At 67.0% G+C, this 16064-nt stretch carries 10 protein-coding genes; all 10 read right to left on the minus strand.

Going from position 1 to position 16064, the window contains the following annotated elements; translation table 11 throughout:
- Positions 1–3861 carry an AAA family ATPase gene (locus AC5RUF_RS05905; RefSeq protein WP_494129994.1) on the minus strand — a complete coding sequence of 1287 codons (3861 nt, stop codon included), beginning with the start codon at positions 3859–3861 and terminating at the stop codon, positions 1–3.
- Between the two features lie 159 nt (positions 3862–4020).
- The gene (gene guaA, locus AC5RUF_RS05910; protein ID WP_494129995.1) at positions 4021–5610 is read right to left on the minus strand and encodes a glutamine-hydrolyzing GMP synthase; all 1590 of its coding nucleotides are present in this window, start codon (positions 5608–5610) and stop codon (positions 4021–4023) included.
- An 84-nt stretch (positions 5611–5694) separates the two neighbouring features.
- Positions 5695–6114, minus strand: coding sequence for a DUF3817 domain-containing protein (locus tag AC5RUF_RS05915; protein WP_493998549.1), 420 nt, complete (start codon positions 6112–6114; stop codon positions 5695–5697).
- Positions 6111–6920 (minus strand): SURF1 family protein, encoded by an 810-nt coding sequence (locus tag AC5RUF_RS05920; protein ID WP_494129996.1) that lies wholly within the window; start codon positions 6918–6920, stop codon positions 6111–6113. Before AC5RUF_RS05920 ends, AC5RUF_RS05915 begins: the two co-directional genes overlap by 4 nt.
- Positions 6921–6973: 53 nt before the next feature.
- Positions 6974–7471 (minus strand): PTS sugar transporter subunit IIA, encoded by a 498-nt coding sequence (locus tag AC5RUF_RS05925; protein WP_493996437.1) that lies wholly within the window; start codon positions 7469–7471, stop codon positions 6974–6976.
- Positions 7472–7487: 16 nt separating this feature from the next.
- Positions 7488–9212, minus strand: a complete 1725-nt coding sequence (locus tag AC5RUF_RS05930; RefSeq protein WP_493996438.1) for a glycerol-3-phosphate dehydrogenase/oxidase — start codon at positions 9210–9212, stop codon at positions 7488–7490.
- Positions 9213–9276: 64 nt separating this feature from the next.
- The gene (locus AC5RUF_RS05935; protein WP_493996439.1) at positions 9277–10416 is read right to left on the minus strand and encodes a GuaB3 family IMP dehydrogenase-related protein; all 1140 of its coding nucleotides are present in this window, start codon (positions 10414–10416) and stop codon (positions 9277–9279) included.
- A 129-nt stretch (positions 10417–10545) separates the two neighbouring features.
- Positions 10546–12066: an IMP dehydrogenase gene (gene guaB / locus AC5RUF_RS05940; protein WP_493996440.1), complete on the minus strand. Its 1521-nt coding sequence runs from the start codon at positions 12064–12066 to the stop codon at positions 10546–10548.
- A gap of 84 nt (positions 12067–12150) precedes the next feature.
- Positions 12151–14238 (minus strand): acyltransferase family protein, encoded by a 2088-nt coding sequence (locus AC5RUF_RS05945; RefSeq protein WP_494129997.1) that lies wholly within the window; start codon positions 14236–14238, stop codon positions 12151–12153.
- A 142-nt stretch (positions 14239–14380) separates the two neighbouring features.
- On the minus strand, positions 14381–15991 hold the full coding sequence (gene groL, locus AC5RUF_RS05950; RefSeq protein ID WP_493996442.1) for a chaperonin GroEL: 1611 nt from the start codon (positions 15989–15991) through the stop codon (positions 14381–14383).
- Positions 15992–16064 lie beyond the last annotated feature (73 nt).

Here is a 16064-nt window from a genome sequence, read left to right on the forward strand (position 1 = left end):
TCACTCTCCTTTGCTGCTGTCCGGAAGGGACCCCGACCTCCGTTCGCGCATCCGGCTGCTGCCATGCGGTGTCACGGTAACCGTTTCCCGGGCCGCTGCGGCCGGCGCGGGAGCGCTGCCTGCTGCAGCGGCCGGTGCCTTGGAGCCCCCGCGCGGTGTTGACTTCTGCGCCGGGGCTTCGTCGGGCAGGTCCAGATAGCGGCTGACGAGGTCGGCACAGGCGGACGGATCGCTGAAGACCTCAATGGTCCACAACGGCATGTACCGCCAGCCGCGGCGTTCCAGCAGCTGCGGGCGCAGCCGGCTCCGCTCACGGACCGACATGGCACGGTAGCGCTCGGTGCCGTCGGACTCGATCGCCAGCGGTACGGCAGCGGCGGGGTCACCGGAGGCCGGTGCCGCGGCAACAATATCGATGGCGCCGTCGTAGTGGTCCCAGACCCGGGCCCCGCGGTCGCGCAGCCGGCCCACCAGGTCCGCTACCAGCGGATCTTCTTCCATGATGCCCCCGGCAGCTGCGGGCGTTTCGGCCTTAACCGCTTCCGGTTCCAGTTCGCGCTTGATCAGCTCATAGAAGTCCAAGGCGCCGTAGCCCAGCCGGGACCGGTCAAGGTCCGCCGGCTGGAAACAGGTCAGCACGTGCTGCTTGTAGCGTGCCCGCGTCATGGCAGTGACGAATTTCTTGCGTCCGTCGGGCGCCGAGAGCGGTCCGAAGTTGTGCAGGGCACGCCCGTGCGGGGTACGGCCGAAGCCCAGGGAGAAGATGACGCAGTCGCGCACCATTCCCACTGCCCGGTCCACCGGGACCACCCGGAAGGACTCGGGCTTCGCCGTGAAGAAGTCGGCTGCCCAGGGGAAGTTGGCCATCTGCACCCGGATCGCCTCGGCCACGCGCACGGCATGGCGGGGGCTGGCCGTGATGACGCCCAGGGACTGGTGCGGCCGGCGGCGGATGTGTTCGAAGACCAGGTCGACAACACGGTTGACCTCGGCTGCCACGCTTTCCACACCCTCGTGGTCGGCGCTGGGCATCCCGGTGCCGTCCGCCAGGTATTCGACGGACAGGGCGCGGTGGCCGCTTGTGACCTCTTCCGCGCTCGGAACCATGGAGAGGCGGCCGTCGTAGAAGGAATCGCTGAGCTGGCGCAGCAGGGCCTTGTCCGTCCCCCGGTACACGGTGGACAGGCTGCGGGTGGGCAGCACCCGCTGCAGCGCATCGAAGGCGCTGAGCAGTTCCACGTGCTGCAGCGGTGCACCGGCCGGTTCCACGCCAATGGTGAACGGGCGCGGTCCGCCCAGCCAGCTGTCACCGAAGGCCACCACCTGGGAAGCACGGGCCAGGGCCGGCACCGCGGACTGCAGGCTGGTGGACTCGGCATCCAGCAGGACTACGGTGTCGAAGCGGCGGTCCTCCGGAAGGACCATCGGCAGCACCAGCGGGCTGGCAGCCCAGACGGGAAGCAGGGCGGACACCAGTTCACCGGACTGCCGGCACAGGCTCGCCAGGGACAGGTCGCCGTCCTTGATCAGCTCACGCAGGTCCTGCGCGGCGCCCTGGTTGCTTTCGACGCCGTTGCGCCAGCGGGAGGCAAGGCTCCAGCGCAGCCGGGCGCTGCCCGAGGCGATGTGCGCATTGTCGGCCAGCCGGTATTCGGCCTCGAGGCGGCGCAGGCTGTTGCCGTCGGACATGGCAAGGTAGTCGTCGCCGCTGATCATGGCTTCCAGTGCGGACTGCCACCAGGCCAGTTCCAGTTCGTAGCCCACATGCTTGGGCTGGACCTCGCGCTCGGCCAGGTCATCCAGCAGTTCGCCCAGGCCCTGGGCACGCATTTCATCCAGCAGCAGGGTGCGCTCGGGCAGCGTTTCGAGGGTTTCGCGGTCGCCTGCCAGTTCACTGAGCTGCTTCTCCAGCTCATCCAGCTGCAGGGAGGCCAGGTCCGGGTGCAACGGCGTTTCAGCCAGGATGCCGGTGAGGGTGTCCAGTTGCTTCTTGACCAGCAGGTAGGACCGGTTGATCTCGGCCAGCCCGGTGGGCACGGACGGGTGGCGCTGGGTGGTGGCGTAGCGGGTCCAGGTGGCGCGCTGCTGCTGCACTTCAACCAGGGAGGCATGCAGATCCGAGATGTGCACGCCCGGCCGGACGTATTCCTTGGCTACGCGGCGCAGCCGGGAACGGGTCATGGAGCTCATGTCGATGCCGCGTTCACGCCGCCAGGCGGAAGACGCGGTGGCCGAAATCAGGTCGGTGACCGGACGGTCGAAGATGTCGGGGGTGAATTTGTCCAGGCTCTCGCGGACGGCCACCAGCAGTTCCAGCTGTTCGCCCCACTGGGCGAAGGTCTCCCCCAGCCGGATTTCGGAGTGCTCGGCCACGTCCTGCACCTTGGCGCGCAGGGCGGGCAGGTCCGTCGCCAGCGTCTGGGTCAGCGCGTAGGCCTCTTCCGTTTCCTTGCGGTTCAGGAGCTTGGCGCCGTACCAGGGACTGGTGGTGGCGGCCCGGCTGAAGCTGCCCAGCTCGGCGGCGCGGCGCAGCCGGCCGGTCAGTTCCGTGCGGTCGGTGATGCTGTCCAGGACGCTGCGCTTGAGCCGCACGGTGGTGGCCGGGGCAGGGTTCATGGAGGTCAGCTCCGCCAGGGACTGCATCGCCTGGTAGGGAGAGCAGCCCCACCGGCGCCGCACGTTGTGCAGCGACTTCACGTGGTCGCGCAGCTGGTGGCGGTTTTCGAGCAGGACCTTGTGCAGGCTCTGCAGCTCGGGGGCCTTGGCCTTCTCGTTGCGCACGATGGCGCGCACCAGCTGGTCCTTCAGCTGCTGTTCGGTGAGTCCGGCATTGACCTGCAGCACCAGGGATCCCAGCTGCAGGGCATCAAGTTCGGAGACGAACTGGTTCAGGGTGCCGCGCCGTTCGGCGACCACGAGCACGGACTTGCCGGCGTTGGCCAGGGCGGCGACGGCGTTCAGGGCAGTCTGCGTCTGCCCGGTGCCGGCGGGTGCCGAGACCACCAGGGACTGGCCCGCGTTGACCAGGTCCAGCACTTCCTGCTGCTGCCGGTCGGCGTCGAGAATCAGCAGTTCGTCCGCCGGATCACGGTCATCCAGGGGCGGGAGATCCAGCGGGCGGGCCGCAGCCGGACCGGCAGAGCCGTCACGGGCGGCGTCGATCAGTGCGCGGAGGATCGGATGGGCGGGGTCCAGTGCCGGATCCTCCGCCAGGTCCGCCAGGTCTGCGAAGGTGGAGACAAGCAGCCGGTGCTCAATGTTGATGCCGCGGACGCTGCCCGTGACCGCCCGGAGCTTCTCCAGCACGGGATGCGGGTCAAAGCGCGCCGTGCCGTAGGCCAGGCGCGTGAGGGCTTCAACGTCGATGTCCAGGCCCTGTTCGTGCTGCAGGTGGCGCACCAGTGCGGGGTTCAGGGCGGCCTTCTCCGTCAGCTGGAGCTCGTAGTCGTCCTGCGAGGCATGGACGGTCAGGGCCACCGGAGTCAGCAGCACCGGCGCTGTCAGGGATTCGGGGCGGAGCGCTTCATCCGAGGCATAACGCCAGGACGCGGTACCGGCGGCCATGTAGCCCACGTCGATGCCGCGGTCGGTACCGAGCTCGTAGATCTTGGCGCGCAGCAGCCGACCCGCCTTCATGGCGGCGCCGTACTGGTCCGGATCCCGCAGCAGGGTCGACAGGCGCGTGCGGCGGCCGGCCAGCAGCTGGGCCAGGCCGGAAGGATGCGCGTGCGTCAGGTCGATGCTGTTCGCCGCGGAGGGGGTGAAATGCAGCAAGGTGTCCGTTCCGGCGTGCTGTCCCAATTGTCCCAGCCACGGCAGCAGGAAGTCCGAGGGATTCTCCCCGGTATTCTGCTCAGACACTAGTGCCCTCTTTTCTGCACTTCCGCGCGTTTTCGACCAAATCGGCATACGTTCAAAACTATCGCGTCGGGCCCGGTTTCCCGAACATAGCAACGCGGGGGACGGCAAGGGGGATGACAAAGGGGACGGCCGGAATCGGCCGTCCCCTTTGTCTTTACGCTATTCCCACTCGATCGTTCCCGGCGGCTTGCTGGTGACGTCCAGCACCACCCGGTTGATTCCGTCCACCTCGTTGGTGATCCGGTTGGAGATGCGTGCCAGCAGGTCATACGGCAGGCGTGACCAGTCCGCCGTCATGGCGTCCTCGCTGGATACCGGGCGGAGCACAATGGGGTGGCCGTAGGTACGGCCGTCGCCCTGCACGCCCACGCTGCGCACGTCGGCCAGCAGGACCACCGGCATCTGCCAGACGTCGTTGTCCAAACCGGCTGCGGTCAGCTCGGCACGGGCAATCGCGTCTGCGCGGCGCAGCAGGTCCAGGCGCTCCTTGGTGACCTCGCCGACAATGCGGATACCCAGGCCGGGGCCGGGGAAGGGCTGGCGCCCTACGATTTCGGCCGGCAGGCCGAGTTCGGCGCCCACGGCGCGGACCTCGTCCTTGAAGAGCGCCCGCAGGGGCTCCACCAGTTCGAACTTCATGTCCTCGGGCAGCCCGCCCACATTGTGGTGGCTCTTGATGTTGGCTGCGCCTTCGCCGCCGCCGGACTCGACGACGTCGGGGTACAGGGTGCCCTGCACCAGGAAGCGGATGGGCTCGCCCTCTGCCTCGGCCTTGGCCATGATGGCCCGCTCAGCCTCTTCGAACGCGCGGATGAATTCGCGGCCGATGATCTTGCGCTTGGTCTCGGGGTCGGAGACGCCGGCCAGGGCGGACAGGAAGCGTTCCTGTTCGTTGGCCACGTAGAGGTTGACGCCGGTGGCTGCCACGAAGTCGCGTTCCACCTGCTCTGCCTCGCCTTCGCGCAGCAGGCCGTGGTCGACGAAGACACAGGTCAGCTGGTCGCCGACGGCGCGCTGCACCAGGGCCGCGGCAACGGCGGAGTCAACGCCGCCGGACAGGCCGCAGATCACCCGGGAGTTTCCGACCTGGGCGCGGATGCGGGCAACCTGCTCTTCGACAATGTTGCCGGTGGTCCAGCTGCGTTCGAGCTTGGCTCCCTTGAACAGGAAGTTCTCCAGCACGGCCTGGCCGTGGGCGGAGTGCTTGACCTCGGGGTGCCACTGCACACCGTAGAGGCCCTTCTCCTCGTTGGCGAAAGCCGCCACGGGGGCGCCGGCGGTGCTGGCCAGCACATCGAAGCCCTCAGGTGCTTCCTGGACGCTGTCGCCGTGGCTCATCCAGGTGTTCTGCTCCTCGGGGGTTCCCTCGAGGATGGAGCGGGCACCGCCCACCACGCGGGCGTCGGTGGAACCGTACTCACGCAGGCCGGTCTTGGCCACCTTGCCGCCCAGGGCGGCGGCCATGGCCTGGAAGCCGTAGCAGATGCCGAACACGGGGACACCGGATTCGAACAGGTCGGTCTGTACCTTGGGGGCGCCTTCGGCGTAAACGCTGGAGGGGCCGCCGGACAGGATGATGGCAGCGGGATTCTTCGCCAGCAGCTGCTCGGTGCTGTAGGTGTGGGGAACCACCTCGGAGTAGACGTCGGCTTCGCGCACCCGGCGGGCAATCAACTGGGCGTACTGTGCTCCGTAGTCCACAACAAGGACGGGCCGCTCTTCAATGGGGTCAGTCGCGGGATTAGTCACGTTCCAAGGATAGTCGGCCTGCCGCCGCGCATGCACACCGGCCGGCGTCTGATGCACGGCCGGGGTGCCGCCCCGGGGTGCCGGTCAGTAGCGCTTGGCCGCTTCAGGATGCGCTTCGAGCTCGGCCAGCACCTGCTTGTGGACCCGCCCCTCCACCACAAAGGAGAGGAACGGCACAACGCCGCCGAGGGCGATGAGGATGAACTTGGAGAACGGCCAGCGCATCAGCTGCCAGAGCCGGAAGTCGGAGAGCAGGTAGACCACGTACATCCAGCCGTGCAGGATCAGCACCCCGATGGAGAGGTTGACACTGCCGACGATGATTTCGGTGTTGAAACCGTACTTGGCGATCATCTCCACCACCAGGGCCAGCAGCAGGATGCCCGTGACGTAGGAAAACACCTTGTAGAACTTCAGCGCCGACCGGATCTGGGCGTGCGTTCCGCCGAACCGGCGCTTCTTTTTCTTCGGGCTTGCCTTGGCGGTGCCTGTGGATTCGCTCACTTGGTTACCTCGCTGCTGGGGTGTTCGGGTTCGGTGTCGGGTTCATCGTCGTCGTACTCGTCCTCGTATTCGTCCTCCTCGAGGCTGAGGCGGTAGTCGTCGGCCACCAGGCGCCACCACAGGAAGACGGAGAAACCGGCGAAGACAATCCATTCCAGGGCATAGAAAATGTTGAGCCAGTTCACCGGGGTCTCTTCCGGCTGCGCGTCCACCCGCACGGCCTCCATGCTGCCGGTGTCCGGCGCCGCGCCGTCGACCGTGAGCTCGTGGGCGGTGACGAAGGCAGAGTACGAGGGGGTGTCCCAGAGATTGACCAGCTCGGCAGTGGACAGGGAGGGAACGCGGCCCTGGACGGGCGTCTGCGCCAGCGGCGCTTCGGAGGGCAGCAGGCGGCCGACGACGGCGGCCTTGCCCTCGGGAGCGGGTTCGGCGTCGCCGGGCTCCGCCACCCAGCCGCGGACAACGGGAATGACTTCGCCGCCCGGGGCACCGTCCACCTTGAAGGCGGTGACCACCCAGTAGCCCTCTTCGCCGTCCTGCAGCCGCTGGTCCACGATCACCGATTTGTCCGGTTCGAAGGACCCGGTCAGGGAGACCATCTGGTCCGCTTCGGACTCGAAGATCGGCTTGCCGGGGGTGAAGGATTCGGTCAGCGGACGGACGTCTTCAGTGGCCCGGGGAACGGCGGGCTCATCGGATTCGGCGCTGGAGAACTGCCACTGGCTCAACAGCACAAAAACGGTCGAAATGACCAGGGCAAAGAGCAGTCCGGCGATCCAACGCGGCTGCAAGGCAGTTTTGAGCACGGGTTAACGGTACTTCGTCCGGCTGTAGAAAACCCAATGCCGCCGGTGGGGCCCTAATGGTCGAAGAACACCAGGGAGGAGTTAATCAGTTCGGAAATGACCTCTTCATCGTTGGCCCGGCGCAGGGAATCCCGGAAGGAGGGCCGGAACAGGGACCGGGCGATGGTGGCCAGGACCTCCAGGTGCTGGGAGTAGGACGCGGCGGGGGTGGCGATGAGCAGGATCACGGTGGCCGGACCGTCGGACGCGCCGAAGTCCACGCTGTGGCCGTACCGGGTGATGCCCACGGCAATGGAGGTTTCCCGGACGTACTCGCTGCGGGCATGCGGCAGGCCGATCCCGCCGGGCAGGCCGGTGGCCATCTGGTGTTCACGCGCCTTGACCTGTTCCAGGAACCCGTCCAGGTTACTGATCCGCCCGGTGCGGTGGAGCCGCTCGGCCAGTTGCGCGGCGGCGTCGTAGCGGTCCGCCGCTTCCATTTCCAGGATTACCAGCGCGGGTTCGGTGAGCACCGCACCGGATTCGTTCAGGGACAGTTCTGTATTGCTCAAGGTCTGCTGCTGCCGCCTAGATTCGAGGGGCGATGTCTTCAGCCGCCAGCCGGGCGGCGTCCGCACTCTTGTCGTCGGGCTGTTCCTGGCTCAGGCGTTCGGCTTCCACCCGGGCCACGTAGTGGGCCACTTCGCTTCCCACCCGTTCCAGGTCCCAGTCCAGCAGCGGCGCCATCAGCTCGGCGACCACCGGAGCGGCGGAAACCCCGCGGTCCCAGGTTTCGATGGAGATCCGGGTGCGCCGGGCCAGCACGTCTTCCACATGCCGGGCACCTTCGTGCGTGGTGGCGTACACCACCTCGGCCCGCAGATAGTCGTCGGCGCCGGGCAGCGGCTCGGCCAGGGCGGAATCCGCCTTGATCAGGTCCAGCACGTCGTAGGCCATGGAACCGTACCGGTTGAGCAGGTGCTCCACCCGGGCCACATGCACGCCGTACTCGTCGGCGGTGCGGTGCCGGCGGTTCCAGGCGGCCTTGTAGCCGACCGCGCCCAGCAGCGGGATGGTCTGCGTGCAGCTCTCGGGCACCTTTTCGTCCAAGGCGCGGGCCGCCTCGTCCACGGCGTCCTTGGCCATCACCCGGTAGGTGGTCCACTTGCCGCCGGCCACCACCACCAGGCCGGGCACGGGGTGTGCCACCACGTGTTCGCGGGACAGCTTGGCCGTGGAATCGTTTTCGCCGGCCAGCAGCGGCCGCAGGCCGGCGTAGACACCCTCCACGTCCTCGCGCGTCAACGGGGTCTTCAGCACCAGGTTCACATGCTCGAGGATGTAGTCGATGTCCGCCGACGTGGCGGCAGGGTGGGCCTTGTCGAGGTTCCAATCGGTATCCGTGGTCCCGACGATCCAGTGCCGCCCCCAGGGGATAACGAACAGCACGGATTTCTCCGTCCGCAGGATCATGCCCACCGTGGACTGGATCCGGTCCTTCGGCACCACCAGGTGCACGCCCTTGGAGGCACGGACCTTCAATTGGCCGCGCTCAGTGACCATGGCCTGGGTTTCGTCCGTCCATACGCCGGTGGCGTTGACCACCTGGCTGGCGGCAATGTCGAACTCCGCGCCGGTTTCCTGGTCCCGGACCCGGGCACCGACCACCCGCTCCCCCTCGCGCAGGAAATCGACGACGGCGAGCCGGTTCACCACTGCTGCTCCGTAGTGCGCCGCGGTGCGGGCCATGTTCGCGACGTACCGCGCGTCATCGACCTGGCCGTCGTAGTAGCGGATGGCGCCGACCATGGCGTCGTCCTTCAGGCTCGGGGCCATGCGCAGGGTCTGCCGGCGGGTCAGGTGCTTCTGCATGGGCACGCCCCGGGAGTTGCCCGAGGTCATGCCCATGGTGTCGTACAGGAAAATGCCGGCCCCCACATAGGGCCGCTCGATGAACCGCTTGGTCAGCGGATACAGGAACGCCACCGGCTTCACCAGGTGCGGCGCGATGCGCTGCAGCAGCAGTCCGCGCTCCTTCAGCGCTTCCTGCACCAGTGCGAAGTCCAGCATCTCCAGGTAGCGCAGGCCGCCATGGATGAGCTTGGAGGACCGCGACGAGGTTCCGGAGGCCCAGTCACGGGCTTCCACCATGCCCACCTTGAGTCCCCGGGTGACGGCGTCGAGCGCCGCTCCGGCGCCCACCACGCCACCGCCCACAATCAGGATGTCCAGTTCATTGCCGGGCTGTGACGTGGCCCGAAGCCTGTCCATGGCTTCGGTGCGGTACTCGGGACTCAGGGCGTCTGCAGACATGGTGCCGGTTCCTCTCTAGGGTCCTGCCGTAACTGCTTCCACTCTAGGCAAAGCCCGCCGGTAATTAAAGGTTGTACTGGTACGGGGAAACCAGCACCTCAATACGCTGGAATGCCTTCAGGTCCGAATAGCCGGTGGTGGCCATGGCCCGGCGCAGGGCGCCCATCAGGTTGGAGGTGCCGTTGGTGTGGTGCGAGGGACCCCAGAGGACTTCCTTCAGCGGTCCCACGGTGTCCAGCCGGACCCTGTCGCCGCGCGGCAGTTCGCTGTGGTGTGCTTCCTGCCCCCAGTGCCAGCCCTGGCCCGGTGCTTCTTCGGCACGGGCCAGCGCAGAGCCGAGCATCACGGCGTCGGCCCCCATGGCGAAAGCCTTGATGATGTCGCCGCTGGTACCCATGCCGCCGTCGGCAATAACGTGCACGTACCGGCCGCCGGACTCGTCCATGTAGTCCCGGCGGGCCTCGGCAATGTCCGAAATAGCGGTGGCCATGGGGGCGTGGATGCCCAGGGCGCGGCGGGTGGTGGTGGTGGCACCGCCGCCGAAGCCGACCAGGACGCCGGCCGCGCCGGTGCGCATCAGGTGCAGGGCCGGGGTGTAGCCGGCGGCTCCGCCGACAATGACCGGGACGTCCAGTTCGTAGATGAACTGCTTCAGGTTCAGGGGTTCCACGTTCTTGGACACGTGCTCGGCCGAGACCGTGGTGCCGCGGATAACGAACACGTCGACGCCGGCGGCCAGGACCGTCTTGTAGAACTGCTGGGTGCGCTGCGGCGTGAGCGATCCCGCCACGGTCACGCCCGCCTCCCGCATCTCGGCCAGCCGGGAGCTGATCAGTTCGGCGCGGATGGGTGCGTCGTAGATTTCCTGCAGGCGGCGGGTGGCGGCGGGGTTGAAGTTGTCGCGGCTCAGCTCGGCAATTTCGTCCAGCAGCGGCTGCGGGTCTTCGTACCTGGTCCAGAGGCCTTCAAGGTTCAGTACGCCCAGCCCGCCCAGCTTGCCCAGGGCAATGGCGGAAGCCGGGGACATTACCGAGTCCATCGGCGCGCCGATAACCGGCATCTCGAACTGATAGGCGTCTATCTGCCAGTTGATCGAGACATCCTGCGGGTCGCGGGTACGCCGCGAGGGCACGATTGCCACATCATCCAGGGAGTAGGCTCTGCGCCCTTGCTTGCCACGGCCAATTTCAATCTCGTTACTCACGCTCCCTAGGTTATCCCAGCAGGCGCGCGCTGCCTTAAAGTGTCCGGCACCCGCAGTAAAAGACCGGAAAGCAAAAGGCAGCCGCAGCGCAGTAGCGCGGCGGCTGCCTTTGGCGGACGGGCGGGCTGCCTAGCGGCGCGAACCGTAGTTCGGGGCTTCGACCGTCATCATGATGTCGTGCGGGTGGGATTCCTTGAGGCCGGCGGGCGTGATGCGGACAAACTTGCCCTTGGCCTTCAGCTCGGGGATGGTGCGTGCGCCGGTGTAGAACATGGTCTGGCGCAGGCCGCCCACCAGCTGGTGTGCCACGGCTGAAAGCGGGCCGCGGTACGGCACCTGGCCTTCGATGCCTTCCGGGATCAGCTTCTCGTCGCTGGGCACGTCGGCCTGGAAGTAGCGGTCCTTGGAGTAGGAGGTGTTCTTGCCGCGGGACTGCATGGCGCCGAGGGAGCCCATGCCGCGGTAGGACTTGAACTGCTTGCCGTTCACGAACACCAGGTCGCCCGGGCTTTCGGCGGAGCCGGCCAGCAGCCCGCCCAGCATCACGGTGTCGGCGCCGGCCACGATGGCCTTGCCGATGTCGCCCGAGTACTGCAGGCCGCCGTCCGCAATAAGCGGGACTCCGGCGGGGATGGCAGCCTTGGAGGCTTCGTAGATGGCGGTAATCTGCGGAACGCCGACACCGGCCACCACGCGGGTGGTGCAGATGGAGCCGGGGCCCACGCCTACCTTGATGGCATCCGCGCCGGCATCAATCAGGGCCTGGGCACCTTCGCGGGTGGCGGCCTGGCCGCCGATGATGTCCACGTGCGCGGCTGCCGGATCCTTCTTGAGGCGGGCAATCATTTCCAGCACGCCCGCGCTGTGGCCGTTGGCGGTGTCCACCACCAGGATGTCGACGCCGGCCTCCACCATGGCCATGGCGCGCTCGTAGCCGTCACCGAAGAAACCGATGGCCGCACCGACGCGCAGCCGGCCTTCGTCATCCTTCGTGGCCAGCGGGTACTGCTCGGCCTTGTCGAAGTCCTTGACCGTGATCAGTCCCTGCAGCTTGCCGTTGTCGTCCACCAGCGGCAGCTTCTCAATGCGGTTCTTTCCCAGCAGCTCAACGGTTTCCTCGGCGCTGATCCCCACCCGGCCGGTGATGAGCGGCATCCGCGTCATCACTTCCTCGACCTTGCGGTTCGGGTACTCGGACACGGGGATGAAACGCGTGTCGCGGTTGGTGACGATGCCCAGCAGGGTGTTTTCCTCATCGACCACCGGCAGGCCGGAGACGCGGAAATGCGCGCACAGGTCATCGAGTTCGCGCAGGGTGGCTCCGGGGGAAATGGTGACCGGGTTGGTGATCATGCCCGATTCGCTGCGCTTGACCCGGTCCACGTGCTCCGCCTGGTCCGCGATGGACAGGTTCCGGTGGATCACGCCGAGGCCGCCCTGGCGGGCCATGGCGATGGCCATGCGGGACTCGGTGACGGTATCCATGGCGGCCGAGAGCAGCGGAGTCTGCACGGTGATGCGCTTGGAGAGGCGTGAGCTGGTGTCCGCCTCGGAGGGGATGACGTCCGTCGGGCCAGGCAGCAGGAGGACGTCGTCGTAGGTCAGGCCGACGAAGCCGAACGGATCATGTTCTGGGTACTGCTGACTCAAAGCTGCGCCTCTTTCGGGGGGATGAGAGGAAGGAAAAGGCCCGATTTAGCCTGTACCTATCCTAAAACGAAAGAGGCCATCCCCCTATTCCAGCGGTTCGTATCCTTCTGCCGGGACGGGAACGCCATCCCAGCCGGTCGCGGCCAGAATGCGCTGGGACAGCACCCGCGCCGTGGTCTTCAGGTAGGTCTTGCCCAGGTGGTCGTGGTCCATGTACACCAGCATGTTGCCCACGATGCCCGGGCACTGCTCCTGCGTGCACAGCTGGTCGCTCATGTCCACCGCGGCGGTCCCAGGAATCCGCGCGGACAAGCCCTCCAGCGGTGAAACGGGTGCCAGCACCCGGCTGCGCGGAAGGGCGCAGCTTTCAGCGTCGAGCTGGTGGCTTTCGAGGCATTTGACCATGTCGTACTCAAAACGCGGATTGTCGCGCAGCGCAATGACATCGATGCCGGCCTCGGCGAACGGCCGGATTCCCTCGTCATAGCCCGGGACCAGAATCTCGTCCGGGGAGCTTTCCCTTGTGAGCGATGCCACGGTGAAAACGCCGTCCGGGGCCGTGTCCAGGACATAGCGGGCGGCCGCGGCGTTGAAGGCGTTGCACTCGTCACTTCGTTCAGGCACCTCGGCCCCGTAACGGCAGCCGGGCTTCAGCACGGTGACCAGGTGCCAGTTGTTGGTCTCCGCCACCGGCCCCATCGCCGCCATCCACTGCTGGGCGTGGGAGTCCCCCAGCACCACGATGGTGCGCACGGCGGTTTCGGCCGAACCGATCTCCAGGCACTTTTCCAGCAGCGGATCGGTTGGCGCATACTCCGGCGCGCACGCCCCGTCGAAGTCTGCCCATTCCTTGCCCACACCGCTGACGGAAGGTTTGAGCACCGCTTCCGTGGACGCTGCCTGCACGAAGGCCGGATCCAGAGCGAGGGCTCCCGGGTTGTCCGCGACGCCCTGGCTCATGACCTTGATCTGGTTCGAGTGCACCTGGCGCTGCCAGGCGGACAGCGGGGCGGCGACCACCGCCAGCAACGCGGCAATAACGACGGCGGAACGCCAGCGCCCGGCTGCGCTCCATCTCCGGTTGCGCAGCGGTTTTTCCACGAACCGGGTGCTCAGCACGGCCAGGACCAGGGATACCGCAACCACTGCCGCGCCGTCGGCCAGGCCCGCGGCGTCCTGGCCGGAATACACCAGCCAGAGGACCAGCACCGGCCAGTGCCACAGGTAGAGGCCGTAGGAGTTGTTGCCCAGCTTCACCAGCGCGGGCGAGGACAGGAAGCGGTCCGCTCCGGCGCGGCTGCCGGTTTCCCCCGCCGCGATGATCAGTGCGGCGGACAGCAGCGGCCACAGGGCTATGTAGCCCGGGAACTGCTGCTGGACCTGCAGCAGCAAACCGCAGCTGAGCATTCCGGCGACGCCGGTCCAGCCCATCAGGATCCTGGCCAGGCGCCGCGGGCGAAGGTACGGCAGCGCCAGGGCCAGCAGCGAGCCGAGCGCAAACTCCCACAGGCGGGTGCGGGTATCGAAGTAGGCATAGGCCTGGTTGGTGGCGGTTTCCCAGATGGAAAAAACCAGCGAGGCTGAGAAAACGGTACCGAAAACGCCCAGCAGGACCAGCCGGTAACGCCACCCGAAGGCGGCCGCGGCTGCGGCCGCAGCGGCAAAAAGCAGGGGCCAGAGAATGAATACCTGGCCTTGGACCGAGAGGGACCAGAAGTGCTGCAGCGGGCTGGCGCTGCTGTGGTCACGGGCGTAGTAGTCCACGGAACTGTTGGCCAGCGTCCAGTTCTGCACATAGAAGAGCGAGGACCACGCCTGCTGGAAGATGCCGCCCCAGTCACTGGCGGGCAGCAGCAGGCGGGCTGCCGCCAGCACGGCCAGAAGGACAACGGCCACGGACGGCAGCAGGCGCTGGAAGAGGTGCAGCCAGTACCGGCCCAACTGCAGCGGGCCGCCCGCCTCCACCTTCCGGGCAAAGGAACCGGTCAGCAGGAACGCGGAAACCAGCAGGAAGATGTCCACGCCGCCGGACACCCGGTCCAGCCACACGTGGTACACCACCACCAGCAGCACTGCCAGGGCGCGCAGGCCCTGCACTTCCGGCCGGTACCGCCGCTCCGCCGTGGTGTCGGGCGTTCCCCCGGTCCGGTCCTGCGTGTGTTTCTCCGGCACCCGGTGCCCTTTCAGATTGTGGAACAAACAACCGAAAGAGCTTACCGGCTGCGGCGCCGGCTCCCGCAGCCGGACAGCACAAAGCCCCGCCGCGGAAAGGTTTCCAGGGCGGGGCTTGGTGCCTGACGAGGCGGCTTACCTGCTAGTGCTGGTGGCCGTGGTCTTCGTCGTCTTCGGCCGGCTTCTCCACCACGAGGGCTTCGGTGGTGAGCACCAGCGAAGCAATCGAGGCGGCGTTGCGCAGGGCCGAACGGGTGACCTTGACCGGGTCGATGATGCCGGCGGCAATCAGGTCTTCGTACTCGCCGGTGGCGGCGTTGAAGCCGTTGTTGACCTTCAGCTCACCAACCTTGGCGACAACGACCATGCCTTCGGAGCCGGCATTCTCGGCAATCCAGCGCAGCGGCTGGGCCAGGGCACGGCGCACCAGCCCGACGGCGGTGGCGGCGTCGCCTTCCAGCTTCAGCACCTCCGGATCGGTGTCCAGTGCCTGCGAGGCGTGGACCAGCGCGGAACCGCCGCCGGCCACGATGCCTTCCTCGAGGGCTGCACGGGTGGAGGACACTGCATCTTCGATGCGGTGCTTCTTTTCCTTCAGCTCAACTTCGGTGGCTGCGCCGACGCGGATGACGCCGATGCCGCCGGAGAGCTTGGCCAGGCGTTCCTGCAGCTTCTCGCGGTCCCAGTCCGAATCCGTGCGCTCGATCTCGGCACGGATCTGCGCCACGCGGTCGGCGACGTCGGCTTCGGAGCCGGCGCCGTCAACAATGGTGGTGTTGTCCTTGGTGACGGTGATCCGGCGGGCGGAGCCCAGGACCTCCAGTCCGACCTGGTCCAGCTTCAGGCCGAGGTCGGGGCTGACCACCTGCGCACCGGTGAGGGTCGCAATGTCCTGCATCATGGCCTTGCGGCGGTCACCGAAGCCCGGAGCCTTGACGGCAACCACGTTCAGCGTGCCGCGGATCTTGTTGACCACCAGCGTGGACAGGGCCTCGCCGTCGACGTCTTCGGCAATGATGAACAGCGGCTTGGAGGCCTGCAGCGCCTTTTCCAGCAGCGGCAGGAACTCGGCAACCGAGGAGATCTTGCCGGAGTTGATCAGGATCAGTGCATCTTCGAGCACCGCTTCCTGGCGCTCCGGGTCCGTGACGAAGTACGGGGAGAGGTAGCCCTTGTCGAACTGCATGCCCTCGGTGATGGCCAGTTCGGTCTGCGTCGAGGAGGATTCCTCGATGGTGATCACGCCGTCCTTGCCGACGGTGTCGAAGGCCTGGGCGAGCAGTTCACCGATCTCGGTGCTCTGCGCGGAGATGGCGGCCACGTGGGCCACCTGGTTGCCTTCAACCGGCTTGGCGTTTTCCAGCAGCCGCTTGGCAACGGCGTCCACGGACACCTCGATGCCGCGCTTGAGCTGGGCCGGAGCGGCTCCGGCGGCTACGTTGCGCAGGCCTTCCTTCACCAGGGCCTGGGCCAGGACGGTAGCGGTGGTGGTGCCGTCACCGGCAACATCGTTGGTCTTGGTGGCTACTTCCTTGGCCAGCTGTGCACCAAGGTTTTCGTACGGGTCATCGAGCTCGACTTCGCGGGCAATCGTGACGCCGTCGTTGGTGATGGTGGGAGCGCCCCAGGTCTTGGCCAGGACGACGTTGCGGCCGCGCGGGCCGAGGGTCACCTTGACCGCGTTGGCGAGCTTATCGACGCCGGCTTCCAGCGATCGACGGGCGGAGTCATTGAACTCCAACTGCTTTGCCATGTGTGTGTCCTTTCCGACAACTACATCTGCACCTACATCAGAAAACCCCGGCCAGGATTGTGGCCGGGGTTTT

The organism is Arthrobacter sp. Y3224198 (assembly GCF_059090025.1).

What these genes read in the sequence shown, in the direction of transcription:
- groL (WP_493996442.1), bottom strand. Translation starts at nt 15,991, where the DNA reads ATGGCAAAGCAGTTGGAGTTCAATGACTCCGCCCGTCGATCGCTGGAA.
- AC5RUF_RS05930 (WP_493996438.1), bottom strand. Translation starts at nt 9,212, where the DNA reads ATGTCTGCAGACGCCCTGAGTCCCGAGTACCGCACCGAAGCCATGGAC.